Consider the following 20,685-nt stretch of genomic DNA (forward strand, 5'->3'; position numbering starts at 1 on the left):
TCGGCCTACGGGCGGTACGGGTCGTAGGCGGGCCGGTTGTGGCCGTACCCGGGGCCGGGGTTGTGGCTGTACGAGGGGTACGGCGTCGTCGGCCCGTAGTTCGGGTGGCCCGGGTACCCCTGATAGCCCTGACTGCCGTACGGCGGCCAGGTGACCGGCGGTACGGGGGCGGGGGCCGGTGCGATGGCGTGGGCCGCGTGGACCAGGGCCGGGCGGGCCACCGCCCTGCGCTCCCACAGTTCGCCCAGCAGCTTCTGCTCCCGGACGACGAAGTCGGGGCCCGCGCGGCCGAGGCGCCCCCGGTGGCGCAGGAACGCGAGTGAGGTGGCGTACGCCTCGTACTGCGCCACCGCACGGGCCGCGGGCCTGCCCAGGTGGCGGCGGGCGTACTGGCGGGCCAGCCGGCGGGCGCGCATCGAGCCGAGGGCGTACGGCTCGGCCGGGGTCAGCCAGCCGGCCAGCGCGTACGCGGGCAACTCGGCGCGTACGGTACGCAGTTCGCGCTGGCGGGTCCAGATGACCAGCCAGGTCAGCAGCCCGAACGCGGGCACCATGAAGGCGGCGTACACGGCGATGAACCCGTACTCCCCGAAGGTCGACGAGCCGTTCCAGAAGGCGTGCATGCTCATCGCGAGCAGCAGTCCGGTCAGCGGCAGCAGCACCCGGCGGACGGGCCGGCCCTCGCCCCACAGCGCGGAGATCCCGAACCCGATGCCGGTGAGGACCGTGAACAGGGGGTGCGCGAACGGCGACATGACGACGCGCACGAAGAAGGTCGCCGCGGTGACCGAGGCGATACCGGTGTCTCCGGTGAGCTGGTCGGTGCCGAACGCGGTGCCGATGTAGAGGATGTTCTCGGTGAAGGCGAAACCGGTGGCGGTGACCCCGGCGATGACGACCCCGTCGACGATCCCGGTGAAGTCGCGCCGCCGGAAGAGATAGATGAGCAGTACGGCCGCCGCCTTGGCGGACTCCTCGACGATCGGCGCTATGACGGTCGCGCCGAGGGTGTCCGCGCCGGACGGGTCGGCGGTGGCCGTCGCTATCCATCTGGTCGCGAAGCTGTTGGCGACGATCGCTATCAGGGCCGCCGCGCAGGCGCCCCAGGCGAAGGCGAAGAGCAGGTTCCGCCAGGGGCCCGGCTCGACCCGGTCCAGCCACCGGAACGCCGCGACGAGCAACGGCACGGGCAGTACGGCGAGCCCGAGCCCGACCAGGAACCCCTCGGTGCCGGTCTGTTCGCGGACCAGGGCGAGGATGACGAGCCCGGAGAGCGCGAGCAGGCTGATGAGGGCGCCGTAACGCACCCAGGGCCGCTGCCACCAGTGCGCGTGCCGCAGCGCCCCGCCGACGGGACCGTCGGCCGGGCCGCTGGGATGCGTCGGGTACGGGGGAAAGGTGGCCACGGCATTGACCCTAACGGCGGGTGCCCTACGAGTGCTGTACGCGGCGGAACAGCAGGTCGTTCACGACATGACCCTTCTCAAGTCCCTGGCCCTCGAAACGGGTCAGCGGCCGGAACTCCGGACGTGGCGCGTAACCGCCCCCCGGTCGGGTGTTCTCGAACTCCGGGTGCGCGTCGAGCACCTCGAGCATCTGTTCGGCGTACGGCTCCCAGTCGGTCGCGCAGTGCACGACGGCGCCCGGGCGCAGCCTGTCGGCGACCAGGTCGAGGAACTCGGGCTGGATCAGCCGCCGCTTGTGGTGCCGCTTCTTGGGCCAGGGGTCGGGGAAGTAGACGCGCAGGCCGTCGAGGGAGTCGGGGGTGAGCATCTCGCGGAGCAGGATGATGGCGTCACCGTTGGCGACGCGGACGTTGGTCAGCCCCTGCTGGTCGGCGAGGTTGAGCAGGTTGCCCTGGCCCGGGGTGTGCACGTCGACGGCGAGGATGTTGGTCCGGGGATCGTCGGCAGCCATCCTCGCGGTGGCCTCGCCCATCCCGAACCCGATCTCGAGCACGACGGGCAGGTCGTCGCCGAACAACTCGCCGAGGTCGAGGGCATGACCGTCGATGTCGAGGCCCCACTTCGGCCACAGCCGCCGCAACGCGTCACCCTGCCCAGCGGTGACCCGACTGCGCCGAGGCTGAAAGCTCCTGATCCGCCGCTCGAAATGAGACCCAGCGGGATCAGCCTGCGGCCCCCCGGGAAACCGGGGCACACCCTTGGCCCGAACGGGAGCGGAGTCCGGGGCGGACGTCGGCTCGGCGGAGGGGGAAGGGGAGGGGGAAGGGGAAGGGGCGGGGGAGGGAGCGGGGGCGGCGGAGTCAGGGGAGTCAGACACAATGCGCCCGATTTTACCGCCCGCCACCATTCAGCCCCGCCCAGCACTATCCAGCCCGTCCGGCGTTTGAGGACGAGGCCCCTTCAGGGCCGATGGGGGGTCTGGGGGCGCAGCCCCCAGGAACGGGATGGGACGGGTAGGGGCGGCGGGGGCGAAAAACGCTCGGGCCCGCGTCACGCACCCAGCACACTCAACGCCCGCCGCGCGACCTCCCGCCCGATCGGCAGCGACGCCGTCGCCGCCGGCGAAGGCGCGTTCAGCACATGCACCGCCCTCGCCCCCTCCCGGATGAGGAAGTCGTCCACCAGCGTCCCGTCCCGCAGCACCGCCTGCGCCCGAACCCCCGCCGCCGCAGGCACCAGATCCCCGTCCGCCACCACCGGCAACAACCTCCGCACCGCCCGCGCGAACGCCTTCTTGGACACCGACCGCCGCAGCTCCCCGCCCCCGTACCGCCAGTGCCGCGCGGCTATCCGCCACGACCCCGGCCACGCCACCGTCGCCCCCAGCTCGCGCATCCGTACGGTCCCCCACCCGTATCCCTCGCGGGCCAGCGCCGGCACGGCATTGGGCCCGATGTGGACGCTCCCGTCGATCCCCCGGGTGAGATGGACCCCGAGGAACGGGAACGCCGGATCCGGCACCGGATACACCAGCCCCCGCACCAGCTCGGGCCGCGCCAGCGTGAAGTACTCGCCCCGGAACGGCACGATCCGCATCCCGGGGTCGTCGCCGGTCAGCCGCGCCACCTCGTCGCAGTACAGCCCGGCGCAGTTGACCAGCACCCGCCCCCGCACGATCTCGCCGCCGCCCGGCCCCGCCGTCCGCACGGCCACCCCGAGCTCCGGCCGCCGGTCGACGCGGACCACCTCGGCCCCGTACCGGATCTCCGCCCCGGAGGACTCGGCCAGCTGCCGGGCGACCGCCACGTAGTCGCAGATCCCTGTCGTGCCGACGTGTATGCCGGCGAGGCCCCGCACCTCCGGCTCGTACTCCCCGATCTGGGAGGGGCCCAGCTCACGCACCGGAATGCCGTTCTCCCGGCCGCGCTGGACGAGGGCGTGCAGACGGGGCAGCTCGTCCCGTTCCGTAGCGACTATCAGCTTGCCGGTGACGGCGTGGGCGATGCCGTACTCCGCGCAGAACTTGACCATCTCGGCGGCGCCCCGCACCGCGTACTCGGCCTTGAGGGAGCCGGGCCGGTAGTAGATCCCGCTGTGGATCACCCCGCTGTTGCGGCCCGTCTGGTGCCGCGCCGGGCCCGATTCCTTCTCCAGCACCGTCACCCGGGTGCCCGGGGCGGCGCGCGTGATCGCATACGCCGTCGACAGACCGACGATCCCCCCACCGATCACCAGCACGTCACAGTCGTAATCGAACCCACGCGTCGGCTCCACCGCGCCCCACCTCCTGCTTTCGATAGTGCACTGCGCCACTGACAGTCACTTCAAACGCGAGAAGCGGACAGGAGAATGGACCGGGTAAGCAGCCACACGACGCAGACACACGACGCAGCGTCCGCGCACCCGGTGAAACCTACGCCGGAGTCATCAGCAGCGGCCGGGCCCGCTCCCGCAGCTCCACCACCCGCGGCTCGTCCCCGTAGGGCTCCAGCCGGTGCAGCAGATCCTTCACGTACTCAGTGGTGCGCGCCGAGGAGATGCGCCCCGCGACCTCCACCGCCCGTACGCCCTGCTCGCATGCCGCGTCGAGGTTGCCCGACTCGAGCTCGGCGACCGCCGAGACGACCAGCCGCAGCCCGTGCGAGCGCACGAACTCCTCGGTCGGCTTCGACAGTGCCTGCTCCGTGAAACGGCGGACCTGACGCGGTGCCTTCAGGTCGCGGTAGCACTCGGCGGCGTCGGCGGCGAAGCGGTCGTATCCGTAGAAGCCGAGCCAGGAGGGGTCGCCGTCGCCGTCGCGGGCCCGCTCCAGCCAGCTCTCCGAGGAGCGCAGCGCGGCGCCGGCCGCGTGGGCGTCACTCGCGCGCGCGTGGGCCCGTGCCTCGACCAGCCGGAAGAAACTCATCGTGCGGGCCGTCGCGAGGCCCCGGTTGCGCTCCAGGGCGGCCTGGGCGAGGTCGACACCCTCGTCGCCGAAGCCCCGGTAGGTGGCCTGCAGCGACATCGAGGCCAGGACGTAGCCCCCCAGCGGAACATCCGCCGCCGCACGGGCGAGCCGCAGCGCCTGGATGTAGTACCGCTGCGCGGCCTCCTGTTGACCGGTGTCGAAGGCCATCCACCCGGCGAGGCGGGTGAGTTCGGCGGACGCCCCGAAGAGCGCGCGTCCCACCTCGTCGGAGTACGACCCCAGCAGCAGGGGCGCCGCCTCCACCCTCAGGCACTCGGGCACCATCGAGGAACGCCAGTCGCCGCCGCCGTACTTGGAGTCCCAGCGTCTGGCGTCCTCCGCGGCCTCCCGCAGCTTCAGCACATCGCTGTGGCCGACTTTCAACGGTGCCCCGGAGCCCTCGGAGGGGTTCGCGTCGCGTGCCACCGAGCTGTCGGCCGGGGTTATCAGCCATCGTGAGGCCGGCGTCGCGTACGCGCTCACCGCGAACGATCCGGCGAGCGACTGCCAGATCCCGCCGGAACCGGCACGCCGGCCCGCGAGGTCGAGACGGTAGAGGTCGGTGGCCGAGCGGACGGCCTGTCCGACGTCCCTGGGGAAGGCGAGGCCCACCTCGGGCGCGGGGTCCGCGTCCGCCAGGCCGATCTCGTGGAGCGGCACCGGGCGGCCGAGCTTCTGGCCGATGGCGGCCGCGATGAGGTGCGGCGCGGCGCCCTGCGGCACCATGCCCTTCGACACCCAGCGCGCCACCGACGTCTTGTCGTAGCGAAGAGTCAACCCGCGTTGAGCGCCAAGGTCGTTGACGCGACGCGCGAGTCCTGCGTTGCTGATTCCCGCGAGGGCGAGAACGGCGCCGAGTTTTTCGTTCGGCCCGCGTTGCTCCCTGGACATGCGCCACCCCTCGACACAGACGGCTGCCGCGCTGGCATAACCACCCGGCATTCGTAAACCCAGCGTAGTTCGCCGCATCCCAAGCGTTAAGGGGCATTGTTCCGGATGGCGGGATTGTGGTCCGTACGGAAGTTCTGGGGATGTACGCACCGTTGCGACGTGCCCCCGACGTGTGGCCGTGCGCCTGTCCGTGCGCTCTTCTCCGGCCATGGCGGGAGCGCTTCCATGGATTCTGCGTGGGTCGGCCCGCTGTACTGGATCCAGTGGGCTGGGGGACACCGCCGCCTACATCCCCGCGGGCGGCGGACCGGTCCGGGAGGCGAACTCCGCCTCCCGGACTGTGCGTAGGCGCTGCGCTCCGCAGAGCCTGTACGGAGCGTGCGCGAGCCTGCCCCCGCTTCGCCAACTTGGCCGAAAACAGACCCCGTCGTACCGGGTCGATTACCCCTCCCACCACGGAAATTGAGGGCGCGTGGGGCGTCTTGGGGGAGCGTAACGGGGGCGCATTCAGGTCGCGGCAGCGGCCCTGCCTGTCTCGCGGTCTCCCTGCTCGACGGGTTGCGAACTTCCCACCAGGGAACGGCGATCTTCTGATCCGCCTTCTGATCCGACGGCCGAAGTCCCTTCCCTCGGACTTTGAACGGGCCTCCCCACCGGGACGAGCAACCCCGGAAGTCCCCGGAAATCTCCCGGAGAACCCTGAAGTCCCTTGGTCCGCGCGTGCGTTCGCGGCCGTGCGGGCATGTTCCAGGGGGTGCACAGGAGTTCGCAGGGGCGCACTTCGGGGAGCACGAGCGGCTCTGCCGTCCCTCCTGGGCGCGTCCTTCATGGCAGCATGGTGCCGAGTTCGTCCGGTGCACTGGTTGTCCACAGCCTGTGGAGGCGTCGATGCGGTGGTTGGTGGGATGGAGCAGCACCGCAGCTGTGGCCGCCAAGTTCGCGACAGGACCTGCCGGTTACGCGGCTGACGGAGCCGGAACGGGAACCGGAGCCGGATACGCGGCAGGGGCGACCGGCTACGAGGGCGAGACGGTCCACCCGGTCGGTTCCCAACTCCTCTGGGGAGACCCCGATCCGCTCTGGGCGGTCGGCGACTGGCGCCCCGACGAGGTACGCGTCGTGCGGGCCGACGACCAGACCCGGATCGCCGTCCTGGGCACCTGCGGAGCCACCGACGAGCAGCTGCGCGTGGCCCTGTTCGCCGCCCGCGGAGGGGCACTTCGCCATCTGACGGCCTGGCCGGGCAGTTACACGGCGATCGTCCAGGTGGGGCGCCGGCTCATGGTCTGCGGCGACCTCGCGGGCGCGCGCCCGGTGTTCCACACCCCCTGGGCGGGCGGTACGGCCTACGCGACGGCGGCCCTCCCGCTCGCCGACCTCATCGAGGCCAACCTCGACTTCGGTCACCTCGCCGCCCTTCTCGCGGCCCCCGACGTACCGGCCGCGCTGCACGACTCGACCCCGTACGACGGCGTACGGCGCATTCCGCCCGGGCACGCGCTGATCCTGCGCGCCGGGGCGCGTGAGATCGCCGGGTACGAGCCGGTCGCCTCCCTCGCGGTCGCGGCGGCCTCCGTGGACCCCGACAGGGCGGTGGACGGCGTACGGGACGCGCTGGTCGACGCGGTACGTGCCCGGCTGTCGGCCCCTCGCCATGTACCCGGCGCCGACGTCGACCCCGGCCCCGTGCCAGGCATGGGCCCCGCGGAACGGCGTGCCGCGCGCGGGATGCCCGTACCGGGGATAGGGGCGGACCTGTCCGGCGGGCCGGCCTCGGGGACACTCGCGCTCCTGGCGGCGGGCCTCCCGGGCATGCCGGGGACGGTACTGGGGCACGGCACGGGCGCCGGGGAGCGGCTCGTGGCGGTCACCTTCAACGACCTGGTCGTGGGCGGGCGTGAGGCGGAACTGGAGCGGGCGGGCGCCCTCGCGGCGAATCCGCGCCTGCACCACGTGGTGGTGGCGGGCGGTGAGGACGTCCTCCCGTACGCCGACCTGGAGGGCCCGCTGACCGACGAACCGGGTCCGTCCCTGGTGACGGCGGCCCGTCATCGCGCCCGCCTGGCCTCGGGCAGCGCCGACCACTTCACCGGCTACGGCGCCCGGCAGGTGCTGGACGCCCACCCCGCCCGCCTGGCCGACCTCCTGATGGACCGCAAGCGCCGGCACCTGGTCCGTCCGGTGGCGGCGCTCGCGAAGGCCGACGGCTCGGTGATGGTCCCCGCGCGCGTGTACGGCGCCGCCCGCAAGCTCTCCCGTACGCCCTACCGGGCCGGCATCGAGAACCTCGCCGACCGGCTGATGCAGCGCCGGTTCGACGAGCCCGGGGGTGCGGTGGGGGCCTCGCTGGCCGCGCTCACCTGGGCGAGACCCGGCCCGGCCGCGCGCTGGCTGACCGGTGAGGCGCTCGCTGAAGTATCGGTTCGCCTCAACTGGGCCACGGATCGTGCGGGCGTCGGTGTCGGCCCCGGCCAACGTCCCGGGGACTTCCGCGCGCGGGCGGCACTGGCCCGCCAGGCGGCCGACGTACGTGTCCTGGAACAGGCCGCGGAGATCCGCTTCCAGCGTCTGCACACGCCTTTCCTGGACAACCAGGTGGTACGCGCCTGCCGGGCCCTTCCCGAAGCGCTGCGGGTCCAGCCGGGCGCCCGGGCGTCCATCCTCCGTACGGTCCTGGAAGGCGCCGGCGTCGCGGACCTGCCCCCCGGCTGGGGCGCGCCCTCCCACGCGTCGGCGAACGCGGCGTCGCGGACGGGCCTGCGGGTGTCGGTGGAGTCCCTGATGACCCTGTTCGACACGCCGCTGCTCGCGGAGGCGGGTCTGGTGGAGGCGAGAGTGGTCCGCAAGGCCCTCCGTGCCGCCGCGGCGGGCGAACCCCTCCCCCTGGACGGCCTGGCGGACCTGGTCTCCCTGGAGGTGTGGCTACGCCGCCTCCTCTCCCGCCGAGGCACCTGCTGGACCGGAACCCCGGCCCGCCAACGGGCCGTACCGGGGGGAATCACCCCCCAGAGGGGAGCCCTGGGAGCAGGCGCCGGAGCACACGCCTCCGGCGGTTAGCCGGGCGGGGGTGGGTGCAGTCCAGGTCGTGTTTCCCACCCGCCCACCCGTCTACGGCTTCTTTCCAGCCCAGGCCGCACCTCTCCAGCCCCGACCCGCACCCTCAGCCCGTCCGGCGTTTGAGAATGAGCGCGGGCCCGCACCTCCAGCCCGTCCGGCGTTTGAGAATGAGCGCGGGCCCGCACCTCCAGCCCGTCCGGCGTTTGAGAACGAGCGCGGGCCCGCACCTCCCGGCCTGTCCGGGGTCTGAGGTCGAGCGCTGGCCCGCACCTCCAGCCCGTCCGGCGTTTGAGGACGAGCGCGTTCAGCGCGACAGGGGGGTCTGGGGGCGCAGCCCCCAGGGATGGGGCGGGTAGGGGCGGCGGGGGCGAGTGAAAGACACCCCAACCACCGCCACCCCCGTCACCGGCACATGAACCTGGACTCCGCCCAGTCCGCGAGTACCACCGAGTCGAACGGCGAGTGAGGTTCCACGACGAGGCGGATCGTCTTGCGCCCGGTGAGGTCGACGTGGACGGGCACGGCTTCCTGCCCGCCCTGGACCACCCCGGACTGCCACATGCGCACCCCGTCGGCGAACACCGAGAAGCGCACCTGCCCGACGCCCAGCATCATGTCGTCGACACCGACCAGGGCGTCGTACGAGGCACAGTCGCGGTTGAGATCGACGGTGACCGAGGACTGCCCGTGGACGGTCACCCCGTGCTCGTACCGCTTGTCCGCGACAGCCACCCCCCACCGCTGCCACACCCAACTGCTCTCGCCGAGCCGCATCTCGGGCTTGGTGCCGTCACCGGTGATGCCGTACTCCAACTCGTTCCACTGGTAGTCGGCCGGGGCCGGCGGCGGCGGTGGAGGCGGGGGAGGGGGCGTCGGGGTGGGCGTGGGCGCCGGAGTCGGGGGCGGGCTGGGGGTCGGAGTGGGGGTGGGGCTCGGGGTAGGTGTCGGGGCCGGAGTCGGGGTGGCGCTGGGGCTGGGGCTCGGGGTGGGGGCGGGCACCTCGGCCGGGGCCAGGGCCGGGACGACCGGGTCGGGTTCCCGCTCGGGCGGCGTCGGGCTCGGGGGCGGCGTCGGTGCCTCGGGCCGGCTCACGGGCGCGGACGGGGCCGGCTGGGCCACCGGCTTCTTCGGAACCTGGTCACCGGCCAGCGCGAACACCACGGCAGCGATCCCGACGGCGACGACCCCCGCCGCGATCCCCGCCTTCACCGGCGCGCCCAGCCCCTCCGAGACCGCCGCGCCACCCCCGGCCCCGCCGGACGACGAACCGCTCGCCGCGGCTGCCGCGCCACCGACGCCCACCGCACCCGCTCCGGCGCCCCCGGCGACCAGCGCGGCCACCTTGGCGTACCCGGCGGCGCCGAACCAGCCGATGACCGCGAGCGGTACGACGGCGGGAATGCCGCTGGCGACCTCCTTGATCTGGCCCGCGGCCAGCCGGCACCTGGCGCACTCCTCCAGGTGCTTGCGCAGCCCACGTTCGGCCCGGCTGCGCAGACCACCGCGGGCGTACGCGCCGAGCCGGTCGGCGTAGCGGGAGCACTCCTCGTCGGTGACGAGGGTGGCGCTGACGTGGGCCTGGAGGTAGGCCTGCTTGAGCCCTTCGCGGGCCCGGCTGGCGAGCACGCGCGTGCCGTTGGCGTCCAGCCCGAACAGCGTGGCGACCTCGCTCGGCGACTCGTCCTCGACCTCGGTGTGCCACAGCACGGCCTGCCACCGCTCGGGCAGCGACCGGAACGCCTGCATGGCCATGGACCGCTCGGCCTCGTGCATCGCGCGGACGTCGGCGCCGAGATCCAGCGTGTCGTGGTCGGCGGCCACCTCGGAACCGCGCGCGGCCTGGGCCGCGAACACCGCGAAGTCGTCGACCAGTTGCTCGCGCTTCGCCGACGTCGTCCAGTTCGCGGCGACCCGGCGGACCGAGGTGAGCAGATAGGCGCGTACGGCGTACTCGGGACCGGAACCGCCGCGCACCGCCTGGAGCATGCGGGCGAAGACCTCGGCGGTCAGGTCGTCGGCGGTGTGGCCGTCACGGCAGCACGTGCGCGCGTACCGGCGTACGGCGTCGGCGTGACGCCGGTACAGCTCCTCGTACGCCGTGTCGTCGCCCGAGCGCATGCGCCCGATCAGGTCGGTGTCGGACGGCGGCAGCTCGATGGGCGGCGGCAGCACACTGTCCGCGCGGGGCGGCAGCAGGCTGCCCCCGCGCTGCGCCGGAACGCTGTTCTCCATCGGGTCGTCGAGGTACTCCGGGTACTCCGCGCCGTCCATCGAGCCGCCGAGGTACTGAACGCCTCCCGGCCCGCCCTGGTTCGGCACCTGGGGTGAGGTCAGGCCGCCGCCGGACTCCGGGTCACCGCCACCGAGTGAACTGTCACCGAGTGACTCGTCCCGCCCGTCAAAGCTCATCGCGGAAAGCCCCCGCCGCCTGCACAGCTGCCTGCACATCGAGTCCCGAACACCGGGTCAGAGTGCCATATTGGCTTTTGTTCAGGGCGGCTGGAACGAACCAACCACTCGTCCGTGGGGACTTCCCGCACCGAGGTACTAACGTTCACCCGAACGGGGAATGCTCAACCGGCGCTCCCTGGCGGGGAGTTGTCCGGACCGCCCGAAATACCTGGTTTGTTTCTCTCACAGGGGCCGTGACCGCAACCCCTCCAGCAGGATGTCCAGCAGCCGTGACGAGGCCGCCGCCTGCTGCGCCGCGTCCGGCAGCGAGGGCGCCGCCGTCGCGATCACCAGCAGTACGTCCGACACCGACACGTCCGGCCGCAGTACGCCCGCCTCGCGCGCCCGCTCCACGAGCCGGCCCACCACTTCCAGCAGTGCCGCCGCGCCCGCGTCGTCCGCCAGGGCGGCCGCCGCGGCGTCGTCGGACACCAGTCGCAGTTCCCCGGCGCCGAAACCGGCACCCGTCGGCTGGGTCCGCTGCTGCGGGACCCGTGCCTCGTCGAGGCCGAGACCACCCGAACCACCGGCGTCACCCGAACCACCGGGGCCACCAGAAGCATCGTCGTCGGCGACACCGACCCGCAGTATCTGCGGCGGCAACAGCCGCCCGGCACCCGAGGCCACCGACGTCCGCAGGAAGCGCGACAGCGCCGACCACGGCTCGTCCTCCTGCCCGAGCGCCGCACGAGCCTGGTCGGTCAGCCGGGAGGTCTCCTCCTCGGCTATCCGTCGGACCAGTACGTCCTTGCTCGGGAAGCGCCGGTACACCGTGCCGACACCCACCCGGGCACGCCGCGCCACATCCTCCATCGGCGCGCCGTACCCCAGCTCGCCGAAGACCTCACGTGCCGCGCGCAGCACGTGCTCCAGATTGCGCTGTGCGTCCACACGCAGCGGCGCCGTACGCGATGTGTCACCGCGTCCGTTGCCCGCCGCCGCGCTGACCGGTCCGCCTGGTGCGATGGCGGACGCGGATGACCAACGAGAATCCTGAATGTGCATAATGTTCCCCCGGTAATGACGTCTCCCCCCGGAGACTCCCCGCCATTGGCAGCCGGAGCGCACGGAACAGCACTGAACAACGGGCCCACCCGTCGTGGAGCGAACCCGAAAGAGCGCATCCCCCTACACCCCGTCGACCTACGAACATAGTTGAGCGAGGGTCAATTCAGAAGGGGCACGTTCCGCGCAGGGTGCCGCCCGATCGGACTACGCGTCGCTTACGTCCCGGTTACGCCCCTTCCCGCCACCCGGCTCACACCCGCTGAGCTGCGACTATGCCCCGCACGCCGTCGTTTCGGGCAACGTTTCGGCCCACTGTCCGAAGGTCACACAAATTGCCGGGCCTGTGGACAAACGCGAGCGCTGGGTGCGTCATGGGATGGTGAAGGAACGTGCGCGCATTCTCGTTGTCGGCGGCGGCTACGTCGGGATGTACACGGCCCTGCGCCTCCAGCGGAAGCTCCAGCAGGAGCTGAAACGGGGCCAGGTCGACATCACCGTCGTCACTCCGGACCCGTACATGACCTATCAACCGTTCCTCCCGGAGGCGGCCGCGGGCTCCATCTCGCCCCGCCATGTCGTCGTACCGCTGCGCCGCGTCCTCGACCGGTGCCGGATCGTCGTCGGCGAGGTCACCGCGATCGACCACGCCAAGCGCACCGCGACCGTCACCACCCTCGCCACCACGGAGGAGGGAACGGGCGCCCAGCAACTGACGTACGACGAACTCGTCCTCGCCCCCGGCTCGGTCTCGCGGACCCTCCCGATCCCCGGCCTCGCCGAACACGCGATCGGCTTCAAGACGGTCGAGGAGGCCATCGGCCTGCGCAACCACGTCATCGAACAGATGGACATCGCCTCCTCCACCCGCGACCCCGCGATCCGCGACGCGGCCCTGACCTTCGTCTTCGTGGGCGGCGGCTACGCCGGTGTGGAGGCGCTCGGCGAGCTGGAGGACATGGCCCGCTACGCCGCGCGGTACTACCACAACGTCAAGCCCGAGGACATGAAGTGGATCCTCGTCGAGGCATCGGGCCGCATCCTGCCCGAGGTCGGCGAGGAGATGGGCAAGTACACGGTCACGCAGCTGCGCCGCCGCAACATCGACGTACGCCTGGAGACCCGCCTCGACTCCTGCGCGGACCGGGTCGCCGTCCTCAGCGACGGCGCCCGCTTCCCCACCCGTACGGTCGTGTGGACCGCCGGCGTCAAACCCCACCCCCTGCTCGCCGCCACCGACCTCCCGCTGAACGAGCGCGGACGCCTGAAGGCCACCGCCGAGCTGCGGATCGAGGGCACCACGCACGCGTGGGCGGCGGGAGACGCCGCCGCCGTCCCCGACGTCACGGCCGCGGAACCCGGCAAGGAGACGGCCCCCAACGCCCAGCACGCGGTACGCCAGGCCAAGGTCCTCGGCGACAACATCGCGCACTCCCTGCGGGGCGAACCGCTCGAAACGTACTCCCACAAGTACGTCGGTTCAGTAGCCTCCCTGGGACTCCACAAGGGTGTCGCACACGTCTACGGGCGCAAGCTGAAGGGCTACCCCGCCTGGTTCATGCACCGCGTCTACCACCTGAGCCGGGTGCCCACCTTCAACCGCAAGGCCCGGGTGCTCGCCGAGTGGACCCTGTCGGGACTCTTCAAGCGGGAGATCGTCTCCCTCGGTTCACTCGAACATCCCCGCGCGGAGTTCGAACTCGCGGCCGGTGGGAAGCCTCCCCAGAACCGGAACCAGGACCCGAAGGGGTCCTCCTGACCCGATCCAGGAACTCCACCGACGCGGCCGACGTCTGAAGGATGTCGGCCCGGTCGGCCACCCTGCCAGACTGGCTCCACGTCCCTCGCCGCACACCCTTCTCTACCCACGAGGCTTTCCGTAAGTGCTGTATCTCCCGGGGGACGTCCCCCGTACCTCCGGCCGACCCGCTGCCGGCCTGTGCCGACGAACACGAGGCAAGGATTCGTGAACTTCACGCGCTGGAGCGCCCGACTTCCCGGAACGCAGCGCCGCGCCGCAGCGCGGACCGATCACACGATCAGCCCGGACCGGCTGCCCGACCGACGCGGCGAGAGCTCCGGCTCGGGCCCCGGTTCCGTACCCGCCGCCCGCGCCGAGCGGCTCACCGACGCGGCCCCCTGCCTCCCCGCGGTCGACGACCTGCCCACCCGCGAGGTCCTGGACCGCATCCCGGCACTGGTCGCCATCGTCCACGGCCCGGACCACCGCATCGCGTACGCCAACGACGCCTACACGGCGGCCTTCGGCGTCCGCGCGGAGGGCGCCCCCGCCCGCGAGGCGGCCCCCGAACTCGACGAACTGGGCCTGCTGCCCCTCCTGGACCAGGTCCTGCGCAGCTCCAAGCCCCGCACGCTCAAGTCCCGCAAGGCGCACAGCGGACGCTCGTACACGATCACGTGCACCCCGGTCGAAGCGACGGCCACTCCCGAAGGGAGTGGCGGTGTCCTCATCTTCGCCGCCGACGTCACCGACCACGCCGAGGCCGCCGAACGCCTGCGCGCCAGCGAACGCAGCCAGCGCGAGACCGCGGTGACCCTCCAGCGCTCCCTCCTCCCCCAGGAACTGGAGGAACCGGACGACCTCCGCGTGGCAGCCACCTACCATCCCGGCGGCACGGAAGCGGCGGTGGGCGGCGACTGGTACGACGTCATCACCCTGGGCGGCGGCCGCACAGCCCTCGTCATCGGCGACGTCATGGGCCGAGGAGTGCGCGCGGCAGCGGTCATGGGCCAACTCCGTACAGCGGTCCGCGCGTACGCCCGCCTCGACCTCCCCCCGCACGAGGTCCTCCAGCTCCTCGACGGCCTCGCCATGGAGATCGACGCCAACCAGATCGCCACCTGCGTGTACGCCGTCCACGACCCGAACGAGGGCAAGCTCGTCTACGCCTCCGCGGGCCACCTCCCGATCCTCGTCCGCGACGAGAGCGGGATCGTTCAGCGCGCCGACGAACCCACGGGCCCACCCCTCGGCACCGGCGGCTGGATGCACGCCTCGGGCTCGATCGCGCTCACCCCGGGCTCCACGGCGGTCCTCTACACCGACGGACTGGTGGAACGCCGCAACGAGGACCTCGACGAGGGCATCGCCGCCCTGGAACGCGCCCTCGCCGGCGCCACGGGCAGCCCCCAGGTCGTCTGCGACCGCCTGGTCCGCTCGGCGGGCGTCACCGCCGACCACGACGACGACGTGGCGGTCCTGGTCCTCCAGCACCCGGCCCGCACCGGCCCCGACAGCGACCTGTTCCGCAACGCGGCCCTGGAACTCCTGGGCGGCATCGAGGCGGCCCCGCGCGCGCGTGCGTTCGCCTCCGGCGTCCTGACGAGCTGGCGCTTCCCCACCGAACTGCACGACGTGGGCGTCCTGGCGGCCAGCGAACTGGTCGCGAACTCCCTCCAGCACGGCACACCCCCGATGCGCCTGCGCCTGCGCCGCACGGACCGCCGCCTCATCGTCGAGGTGACGGACGGCGACGACCACCTCCCCCTGCGCCGCACCGCGGAACCCGGCGACGAATCGGGCCGCGGCATCGCCATCATCGCGACGGTCGCCACGAGCTGGGGCTCACGCCGGACACCGGGGGGCGGGAAGGCGGTGTGGTGCGAATTCGTGCTGCCGGGGGGCAAGTGATCAGGACCGTCCGGCGTTCAGGGCTTCTGCGCCACCCCTAGGCGAACCCGTCGTCGCCTGCTAGTAGCTCCTGCATGGCAGATCCCAAAGGTTTCCCCCTCAAAGACAACGCCACACACGACGCCACAGAACACTACGAGCGCTACAGCGCCCCCCTGATGGCGCCCTTCGTCACCGCGGTCGTCGAGGCCGCCGACCTCTTCCCGGGCGCCCAGGTGCTCGACCTGGCCTGCGGCACCGGCTTCGTGGCCCGGGCCGCCGCCGCCCAGGTCGGCCCCACGGGCCACGTGGCCGCCGCCGACCTCCTCGAGGGCATGCTCACGACCGCCGCACGCCACGCACCCCGGATGTACCCGGACATCGAGTTCACCCAGGCCCCGGCCGACAAACTCCCCTACCCGGACGACTCGTTCGACGCGGTCCTCTGCCAACAGGGCGTCCAGTTCTTCCCCGACCTGGTGGCCGCACTCACCGAAGCCGCCCGCGTCACCCGCCCAAGCGGTCGTTTCACGGCCACGGCCTGGACCCCGCCCGCGGAACGCTCCCCGTACATGGCCGCTCATCTCAAGGCGGTCACCGAACACGGCGACCCGGAGGCGAAGGCACGTTTCGCCACCTCCCTCTCCTGCCCCGCGGACCGCCTCACCGCCGCCCTGACCACCGCCGGCTTCCACGACATCACGACCCGCGAGGTCACCTTCGCCATCGAGTTCCCAGACTTCGCGGGCTTCGCCGCGGGCCACCTGGCGGCCGTCCCATGGGGCCAGTCGATCGAGGAGGCGGGCGGCCCGGCCCGCTTCGCCGAGGCAGCGGAAACGATCCGCGAGGCCCTAACCCCCCACACGTCCCCCGACGGCTCGGCAACCCTCCCCTTCACCACCACCCTGGCCACAGCCACCCGCTGACAGCTGACAGGAGAAAGCCCCGACCCGTGCCTACTACTGCCTACTACTACGTAGTAGGCACCACGGCCTCCACCGGAGCCCCGCCCTGCGCGACCACCCGACTGCGCCGCGCCAGAGACGGCTGATTCTGTACGGGGGTCAGCTGCCGCCCGAGCCGTACGGCGAGGACGCTGATCCCCAGCGAGAACAGCAGGAACATCACGATGTACGGCGCGTGCAGCGAAGCCCCGAGCGGCCCGCCCACCGCAGGACCGACCGCCAGCGCGAGCTGCTTCACCAGGGCGAACGCCGAGTTGTACTGCCCCGCGAGCCCGGCCGGCGCCAGATCGGCCACCAAGGGCGCGATGGTCGGCGACAGCATCGCCTCCCCGAGCCCGAACAGCGCGTACGTCGACACGAACGCGGCGGTCGCCATGGCCTGGCTGCCGTGCCCGAGCCCCGCATAACCCGCCACGCCCCACGCGACGGCCCACAGGATCCCCACGGCCGCGATCACCCGGGACCGCTTCTGCCGCTCGACGAACCTGAGCACCGCGAACTGGGCGACCACGATCACCGCGGTGTTCGCCGCCAGCGCCGACCCGAGCGCGGACGTCGAAATACCGGCTGCCTCGACCCCGTACGCGCTCAGCCCCGACTCGAACTGCCCGTAACAGGCGAAGAAGAGAACGAACCCCAGCACACACAGCTGCACCATCGCCCGGTTCTCCAGCAACTGCTTCCAGCTGCCCTTGGCCTGAGCCGGCGCACCGTCGATCCTCGGCAAACGCGGCATCCGTACGGTCGCCATGATCACGGCGAGCAACAGGAACATCGCCGCCTCGATGCCGAACAACAGGGTGAACGAGCCGACCCGGGTCGTGTCCACGAGATGCCCGCCGATGAGCCCACCGACGCCCAGCCCGAGGTTCTGCAGAAAGAACTGGGTGGCGAAGGCGCGCGACCGCGTCTCCGCCGACGAGAAGTCCACGATCATCGTCGCGAGCGCCGGCTGCATCACGGCCTGCCCGGCCCCCAGCGCGACAGCGGCCACGAGTACGGCGGTGGCGTTGGCGGCGAGCCCGAGGCCCATCGCGCCGACAGCGGCGGTGACCAGGGCGACGAGCAGCACCGGCAGTGGGCCGCGCCGGACGATGGCCCGCCCGGCGAACGGCAGCACGACCAGCGCCGCCACAGCGAAGACGGCGAGTACGAGACCCGCCGTCATGGCTCCCAGTCCCCGCACCTGCGCCACATAGACGTACAGATAGGGGACGGTGAAGCCCAGCCCGAACGTGCTGAGTGCGCTGCCCACATGGATCCGGCGCATCTCCGCGCCCATCGCCCTGGTCACTTTCACCTGCCTTGATCGTGAAGTCGTACGCCTACCGAAGGGGTTAGGCCTGAAGACTTCGAAGCTAAAGTTGAGATTTGAACGGTACACCTCGAAGGACTTCGACGCCAAGCGCCCGCATGGGATACTGCGCACATGGGTGACACCCCCGCCGTCGGCGAGCCGACGCTCGATGAGCAGATCGCCGCCTACCAGCGCGAGTTCAGGGACCTGGACCCCCAGGTCGAGAAGATCGTCACGGCCCTGGGCCGGCTGAACCGCCGGATGAACGTGGCGTACGGCCGCCAGACCGCGACGCTCGGCATCAGCAACGCCGAGTGGGAGGTCCTCAAGGCGTTGGTGCTCTCCGGCGCCCCGTACCGCATGGGCCCGAGCGACCTGGCGAAGCGGCTGGGCCTGACTCCGGCCGCGATGACCCACCGGATCGACCGGATGGTGACGGAGGGACTGGTCACCAGGGAGCGCGACGAGTCCAACAGGGTCCGCGTGATCGTGGAGCTGACGGACGAGGGCCGCGAGAAGTGGCTGGAGGCGATGCGCCTGGCGACGGTCTTCGAAGAGGACCTCCTCCAGGACCTCTCCCAGGACGAACGTGGCAGGCTCGGCGACGTCCTGACCCGTCTCCTGCGCCGCGTGGAGCACGCCCAGCCGGACGCCGGCGGGCGACTCAGCGACCTCGACTAAAGATCTTGACAGTGGCGGGTAGACGGTGCTTGACATCCCCCATCCCGATCCGTAATGTTCTCCGGGTTGCCACGGGGCCGTAACGGTTCTGCGGCAGCACCTCCGCCGCAGCAGCGGCAAACCAAACCATCAGCACGATCTCCCAGCCGGGTTGATTTCGGTGTGCCCGAATTCAATTCGAATGGAACTCGATGGAGCTCAGCGGCCCGATTGGGAATCGCTGAGGGGATCCGCTAGGGTTTGAGACGTCGGAACGGCCCAACAGCCGGGAGGACAAGCCCCACTGACTGGGAATCAGGCCCGAAAGGATCTGGTAGAGTCGGAGTCGCCGGAAAGGGAAACGCGAAAGCGAAAACCTGGAAAGCACCGAGGAAATCGGATACGGAAACGGTCTGATAGAGTCGGAAACGCAGGACAGCGAGACAAAGTTAAACAGTAGGACCGAAGGGAAACTGCCCGGAGGAAAGCCTGAGAGAGTCTCTCGGGTGAGTACGAAGGAAGCGTCCGTTCCTTGAGAACTCAACAGCGTGCCAAAAATCAACGCCAGATTTGTTGATACCCCGGCTCACGGAATGTTCTGTGAGTTCGAGGTTCCTTTGAAGTAACACAAACACAGCGAGGACGCTGTGAACGGTCGGGCTTATTCCGCTTGACTGTTCCGCTCTCGTGTGTGTGCACCGGATATCCGGTAAACATTCACGGAGAGTTTGATCCTGGCTCAGGACGAACGCTGGCGGCGTGCTTAACACATGCAAGTCGAACGATGAAGCCTTTCGGGGTGGATTAGTGGCGAACGGGTGAGTAACACGTGGGCAATCTGCCCTGCACTCTGGGACAAGCCCTGGAAACGGGGTCTAATACCGGATAATACCTTCCCTCGCATGGGGGTGGGTTCAAAGCTCCGGCGGTGCAGGATGAGCCCGCGGCCTATCAGCTTGTTGGTGAGGTAGTGGCTCACCAAGGCGACGACGGGTAGCCGGCCTGAGAGGGCGACCGGCCACACTGGGACTGAGACACGGCCCAGACTCCTACGGGAGGCAGCAGTGGGGAATATTGCACAATGGGCGAAAGCCTGATGCAGCGACGCCGCGTGAGGGATGACGGCCTTCGGGTTGTAAACCTCTTTCAGCAGGGAAGAAGCGAAAGTGACGGTACCTGCAGAAGAAGCGCCGGCTAACTACGTGCCAGCAGCCGCGGTAATACGTAGGGCGCAAGCGTTGTCCGGAATTATTGGGCGTAAAGAGCTCGTAGGCGGTCTGTCGCGTCGGATGTGAAAGCCCGGGGCTTAACCCCGGGTCTGCATTCGATACGGGCAGACTAGAGTGTGGTAGGGGAGATCGGAATTCCTGGTGTAGCGGTGAAATGCGCAGATATCAGGAGGAACACCGGTGGCGAAGGCGGATCTCTGGGCCATTACTGACGCTGAGGAGCGAAAGCGTGGGGAGCGAACAGGATTAGATACCCTGGTAGTCCACGCCGTAAACGGTGGGAACTAGGTGTTGGCGACATTCCACGTCGTCGGTGCCGCAGCTAACGCATTAAGTTCCCCGCCTGGGGAGTACGGCCGCAAGGCTAAAACTCAAAGGAATTGACGGGGGCCCGCACAAGCAGCGGAGCATGTGGCTTAATTCGACGCAACGCGAAGAACCTTACCAAGGCTTGACATACACCGGAAACATCCAGAGATGGGTGCCCCCTTGTGGTCGGTGTACAGGTGGTGCATGGCTGTCGTCAGCTCGTGTCGTGAGATGTTGGGTTAAGTCCCGCAACGAGCGCAACCCTTGTTCTGTGTTGCCAGCATGCCCTTCGGGGTGATGGGGACTCACAGGAGACTGCCGGGGTCAACTCGGAGGAAGGTGGGGACGACGTCAAGTCATCATGCCCCTTATGTCTTGGGCTGCACACGTGCTACAATGGCCGGTACAATGAGCTGCGATGCCGTGAGGCGGAGCGAATCTCAAAAAGCCGGTCTCAGTTCGGATTGGGGTCTGCAACTCGACCCCATGAAGTCGGAGTTGCTAGTAATCGCAGATCAGCATTGCTGCGGTGAATACGTTCCCGGGCCTTGTACACACCGCCCGTCACGTCACGAAAGTCGGTAACACCCGAAGCCGGTGGCCCAACCCCTTACGGGGAGGGAGCTGTCGAAGGTGGGACTGGCGATTGGGACGAAGTCGTAACAAGGTAGCCGTACCGGAAGGTGCGGCTGGATCACCTCCTTTCTAAGGAGCATCTAGGCCGCCAGACATTGTCTGGTGGTCCAGGACCATTACGTCGGCATACGTTCGACGGTGGTTGCTCATGGGTGGAACGTTGATTATTCGGCACCGTCGGTCGTCTCAGGCTGCAAGTAC

The 20,685-nt window shown here is 70.3% G+C and carries 12 protein-coding genes and 1 rRNA gene; 6 read left to right on the top strand and 7 right to left on the bottom strand.

Annotated elements, in window-relative coordinates; translation table 11 throughout:
* Window positions 1–5 precede the first annotated feature (5 nt).
* From OG241_RS30295 to OG241_RS30310, 4 genes are all read right to left on the bottom strand, one after another.
* Window positions 6–1,406 (bottom strand): PrsW family intramembrane metalloprotease, encoded by a 1,401-nt coding sequence (locus OG241_RS30295; RefSeq protein ID WP_405819657.1) that lies wholly within the window; start codon window positions 1,404–1,406, stop codon window positions 6–8.
* Window positions 1,407–1,431: 25 nt separating this feature from the next.
* Window positions 1,432–2,283, bottom strand: a complete 852-nt coding sequence (gene trmB / locus OG241_RS30300; protein ID WP_405819659.1) for a tRNA (guanosine(46)-N7)-methyltransferase TrmB — start codon at window positions 2,281–2,283, stop codon at window positions 1,432–1,434.
* A 173-nt stretch (window positions 2,284–2,456) separates the two neighbouring features.
* Window positions 2,457–3,680, bottom strand: coding sequence for an L-2-hydroxyglutarate oxidase (gene lhgO / locus OG241_RS30305; RefSeq protein WP_405819661.1), 1,224 nt, complete (start codon window positions 3,678–3,680; stop codon window positions 2,457–2,459).
* 139 nt (window positions 3,681–3,819) lie between these two features.
* Window positions 3,820–5,244, bottom strand: a complete 1,425-nt coding sequence (locus OG241_RS30310) for an MFS transporter (RefSeq protein ID WP_405819663.1) — start codon at window positions 5,242–5,244, stop codon at window positions 3,820–3,822.
* 888 nt (window positions 5,245–6,132) lie between these two features.
* Between OG241_RS30310 and OG241_RS30315 the strand changes: the two genes are divergently transcribed.
* A complete protein-coding gene (locus tag OG241_RS30315) occupies window positions 6,133–8,301 on the top strand; it encodes an asparagine synthase-related protein (protein ID WP_405819665.1) in 2,169 nt (722 codons plus the stop codon).
* Window positions 8,302–8,703: 402 nt separating this feature from the next.
* On the opposite strand, the gene OG241_RS30320 is transcribed toward OG241_RS30315, so the two are convergent.
* Window positions 8,704–10,710, bottom strand: coding sequence for a sigma-70 family RNA polymerase sigma factor (locus OG241_RS30320; RefSeq protein ID WP_405819667.1), 2,007 nt, complete (start codon window positions 10,708–10,710; stop codon window positions 8,704–8,706).
* Between the two features lie 225 nt (window positions 10,711–10,935).
* Window positions 10,936–11,757 (bottom strand): TetR/AcrR family transcriptional regulator, encoded by an 822-nt coding sequence (locus OG241_RS30325; RefSeq protein WP_405819669.1) that lies wholly within the window; start codon window positions 11,755–11,757, stop codon window positions 10,936–10,938.
* 379 nt (window positions 11,758–12,136) lie between these two features.
* On the opposite strand from OG241_RS30325, the gene OG241_RS30330 reads away from it, so the two are divergent.
* The 3 genes from OG241_RS30330 to OG241_RS30340 all read left to right on the top strand — a co-directional run bounded on the left by OG241_RS30330 (window position 12,137) and on the right by OG241_RS30340 (window position 16,314).
* On the top strand, window positions 12,137–13,516 hold the full coding sequence (locus OG241_RS30330; protein WP_405819670.1) for an NAD(P)/FAD-dependent oxidoreductase: 1,380 nt from the start codon (window positions 12,137–12,139) through the stop codon (window positions 13,514–13,516).
* 207 nt (window positions 13,517–13,723) lie between these two features.
* Window positions 13,724–15,409, top strand: a complete 1,686-nt coding sequence (locus OG241_RS30335; protein WP_405819672.1) for a SpoIIE family protein phosphatase — start codon at window positions 13,724–13,726, stop codon at window positions 15,407–15,409.
* Between the two features lie 74 nt (window positions 15,410–15,483).
* Window positions 15,484–16,314, top strand: a complete 831-nt coding sequence (locus tag OG241_RS30340) for a class I SAM-dependent methyltransferase (protein ID WP_405819673.1) — start codon at window positions 15,484–15,486, stop codon at window positions 16,312–16,314.
* Window positions 16,315–16,360: 46 nt separating this feature from the next.
* Here OG241_RS30340 and OG241_RS30345 read toward each other — a convergent pair whose 3' ends face one another.
* Window positions 16,361–17,635, bottom strand: a complete 1,275-nt coding sequence (locus tag OG241_RS30345; protein WP_405826493.1) for an MFS transporter — start codon at window positions 17,633–17,635, stop codon at window positions 16,361–16,363.
* Window positions 17,636–17,782: 147 nt separating this feature from the next.
* Between OG241_RS30345 and OG241_RS30350 the strand changes: the two genes are divergently transcribed.
* Window positions 17,783–18,331 (top strand): MarR family transcriptional regulator, encoded by a 549-nt coding sequence (locus tag OG241_RS30350; protein WP_327696457.1) that lies wholly within the window; start codon window positions 17,783–17,785, stop codon window positions 18,329–18,331.
* 695 nt (window positions 18,332–19,026) lie between these two features.
* Window positions 19,027–20,553 (top strand): 16S ribosomal RNA (locus OG241_RS30355).
* Window positions 20,554–20,685 lie beyond the last annotated feature (132 nt).

Source organism: Streptomyces sp. NBC_01390 (assembly GCF_045040105.1).
Taxonomy (GTDB): domain Bacteria; phylum Actinomycetota; class Actinomycetes; order Streptomycetales; family Streptomycetaceae; genus Streptomyces.

Coding starts and splice junctions, on each gene's coding strand:
- OG241_RS30330 (WP_405819670.1), top strand. CDS start 12,137: ATGGTGAAGGAACGTGCGCGCATTCTCGTTGTCGGCGGCGGCTACGTC.
- OG241_RS30340 (WP_405819673.1), top strand. CDS start 15,484: ATGGCAGATCCCAAAGGTTTCCCCCTCAAAGACAACGCCACACACGAC.
- OG241_RS30315 (WP_405819665.1), top strand. CDS start 6,133: ATGCGGTGGTTGGTGGGATGGAGCAGCACCGCAGCTGTGGCCGCCAAG.
- OG241_RS30320 (WP_405819667.1), bottom strand. CDS start 10,710: ATGAGCTTTGACGGGCGGGACGAGTCACTCGGTGACAGTTCACTCGGT.
- OG241_RS30325 (WP_405819669.1), bottom strand. CDS start 11,757: ATGCACATTCAGGATTCTCGTTGGTCATCCGCGTCCGCCATCGCACCA.
- OG241_RS30310 (WP_405819663.1), bottom strand. CDS start 5,244: ATGTCCAGGGAGCAACGCGGGCCGAACGAAAAACTCGGCGCCGTTCTC.
- OG241_RS30345 (WP_405826493.1), bottom strand. CDS start 17,635: ATGGGCGCGGAGATGCGCCGGATCCATGTGGGCAGCGCACTCAGCACG.
- OG241_RS30350 (WP_327696457.1), top strand. CDS start 17,783: ATGGGTGACACCCCCGCCGTCGGCGAGCCGACGCTCGATGAGCAGATC.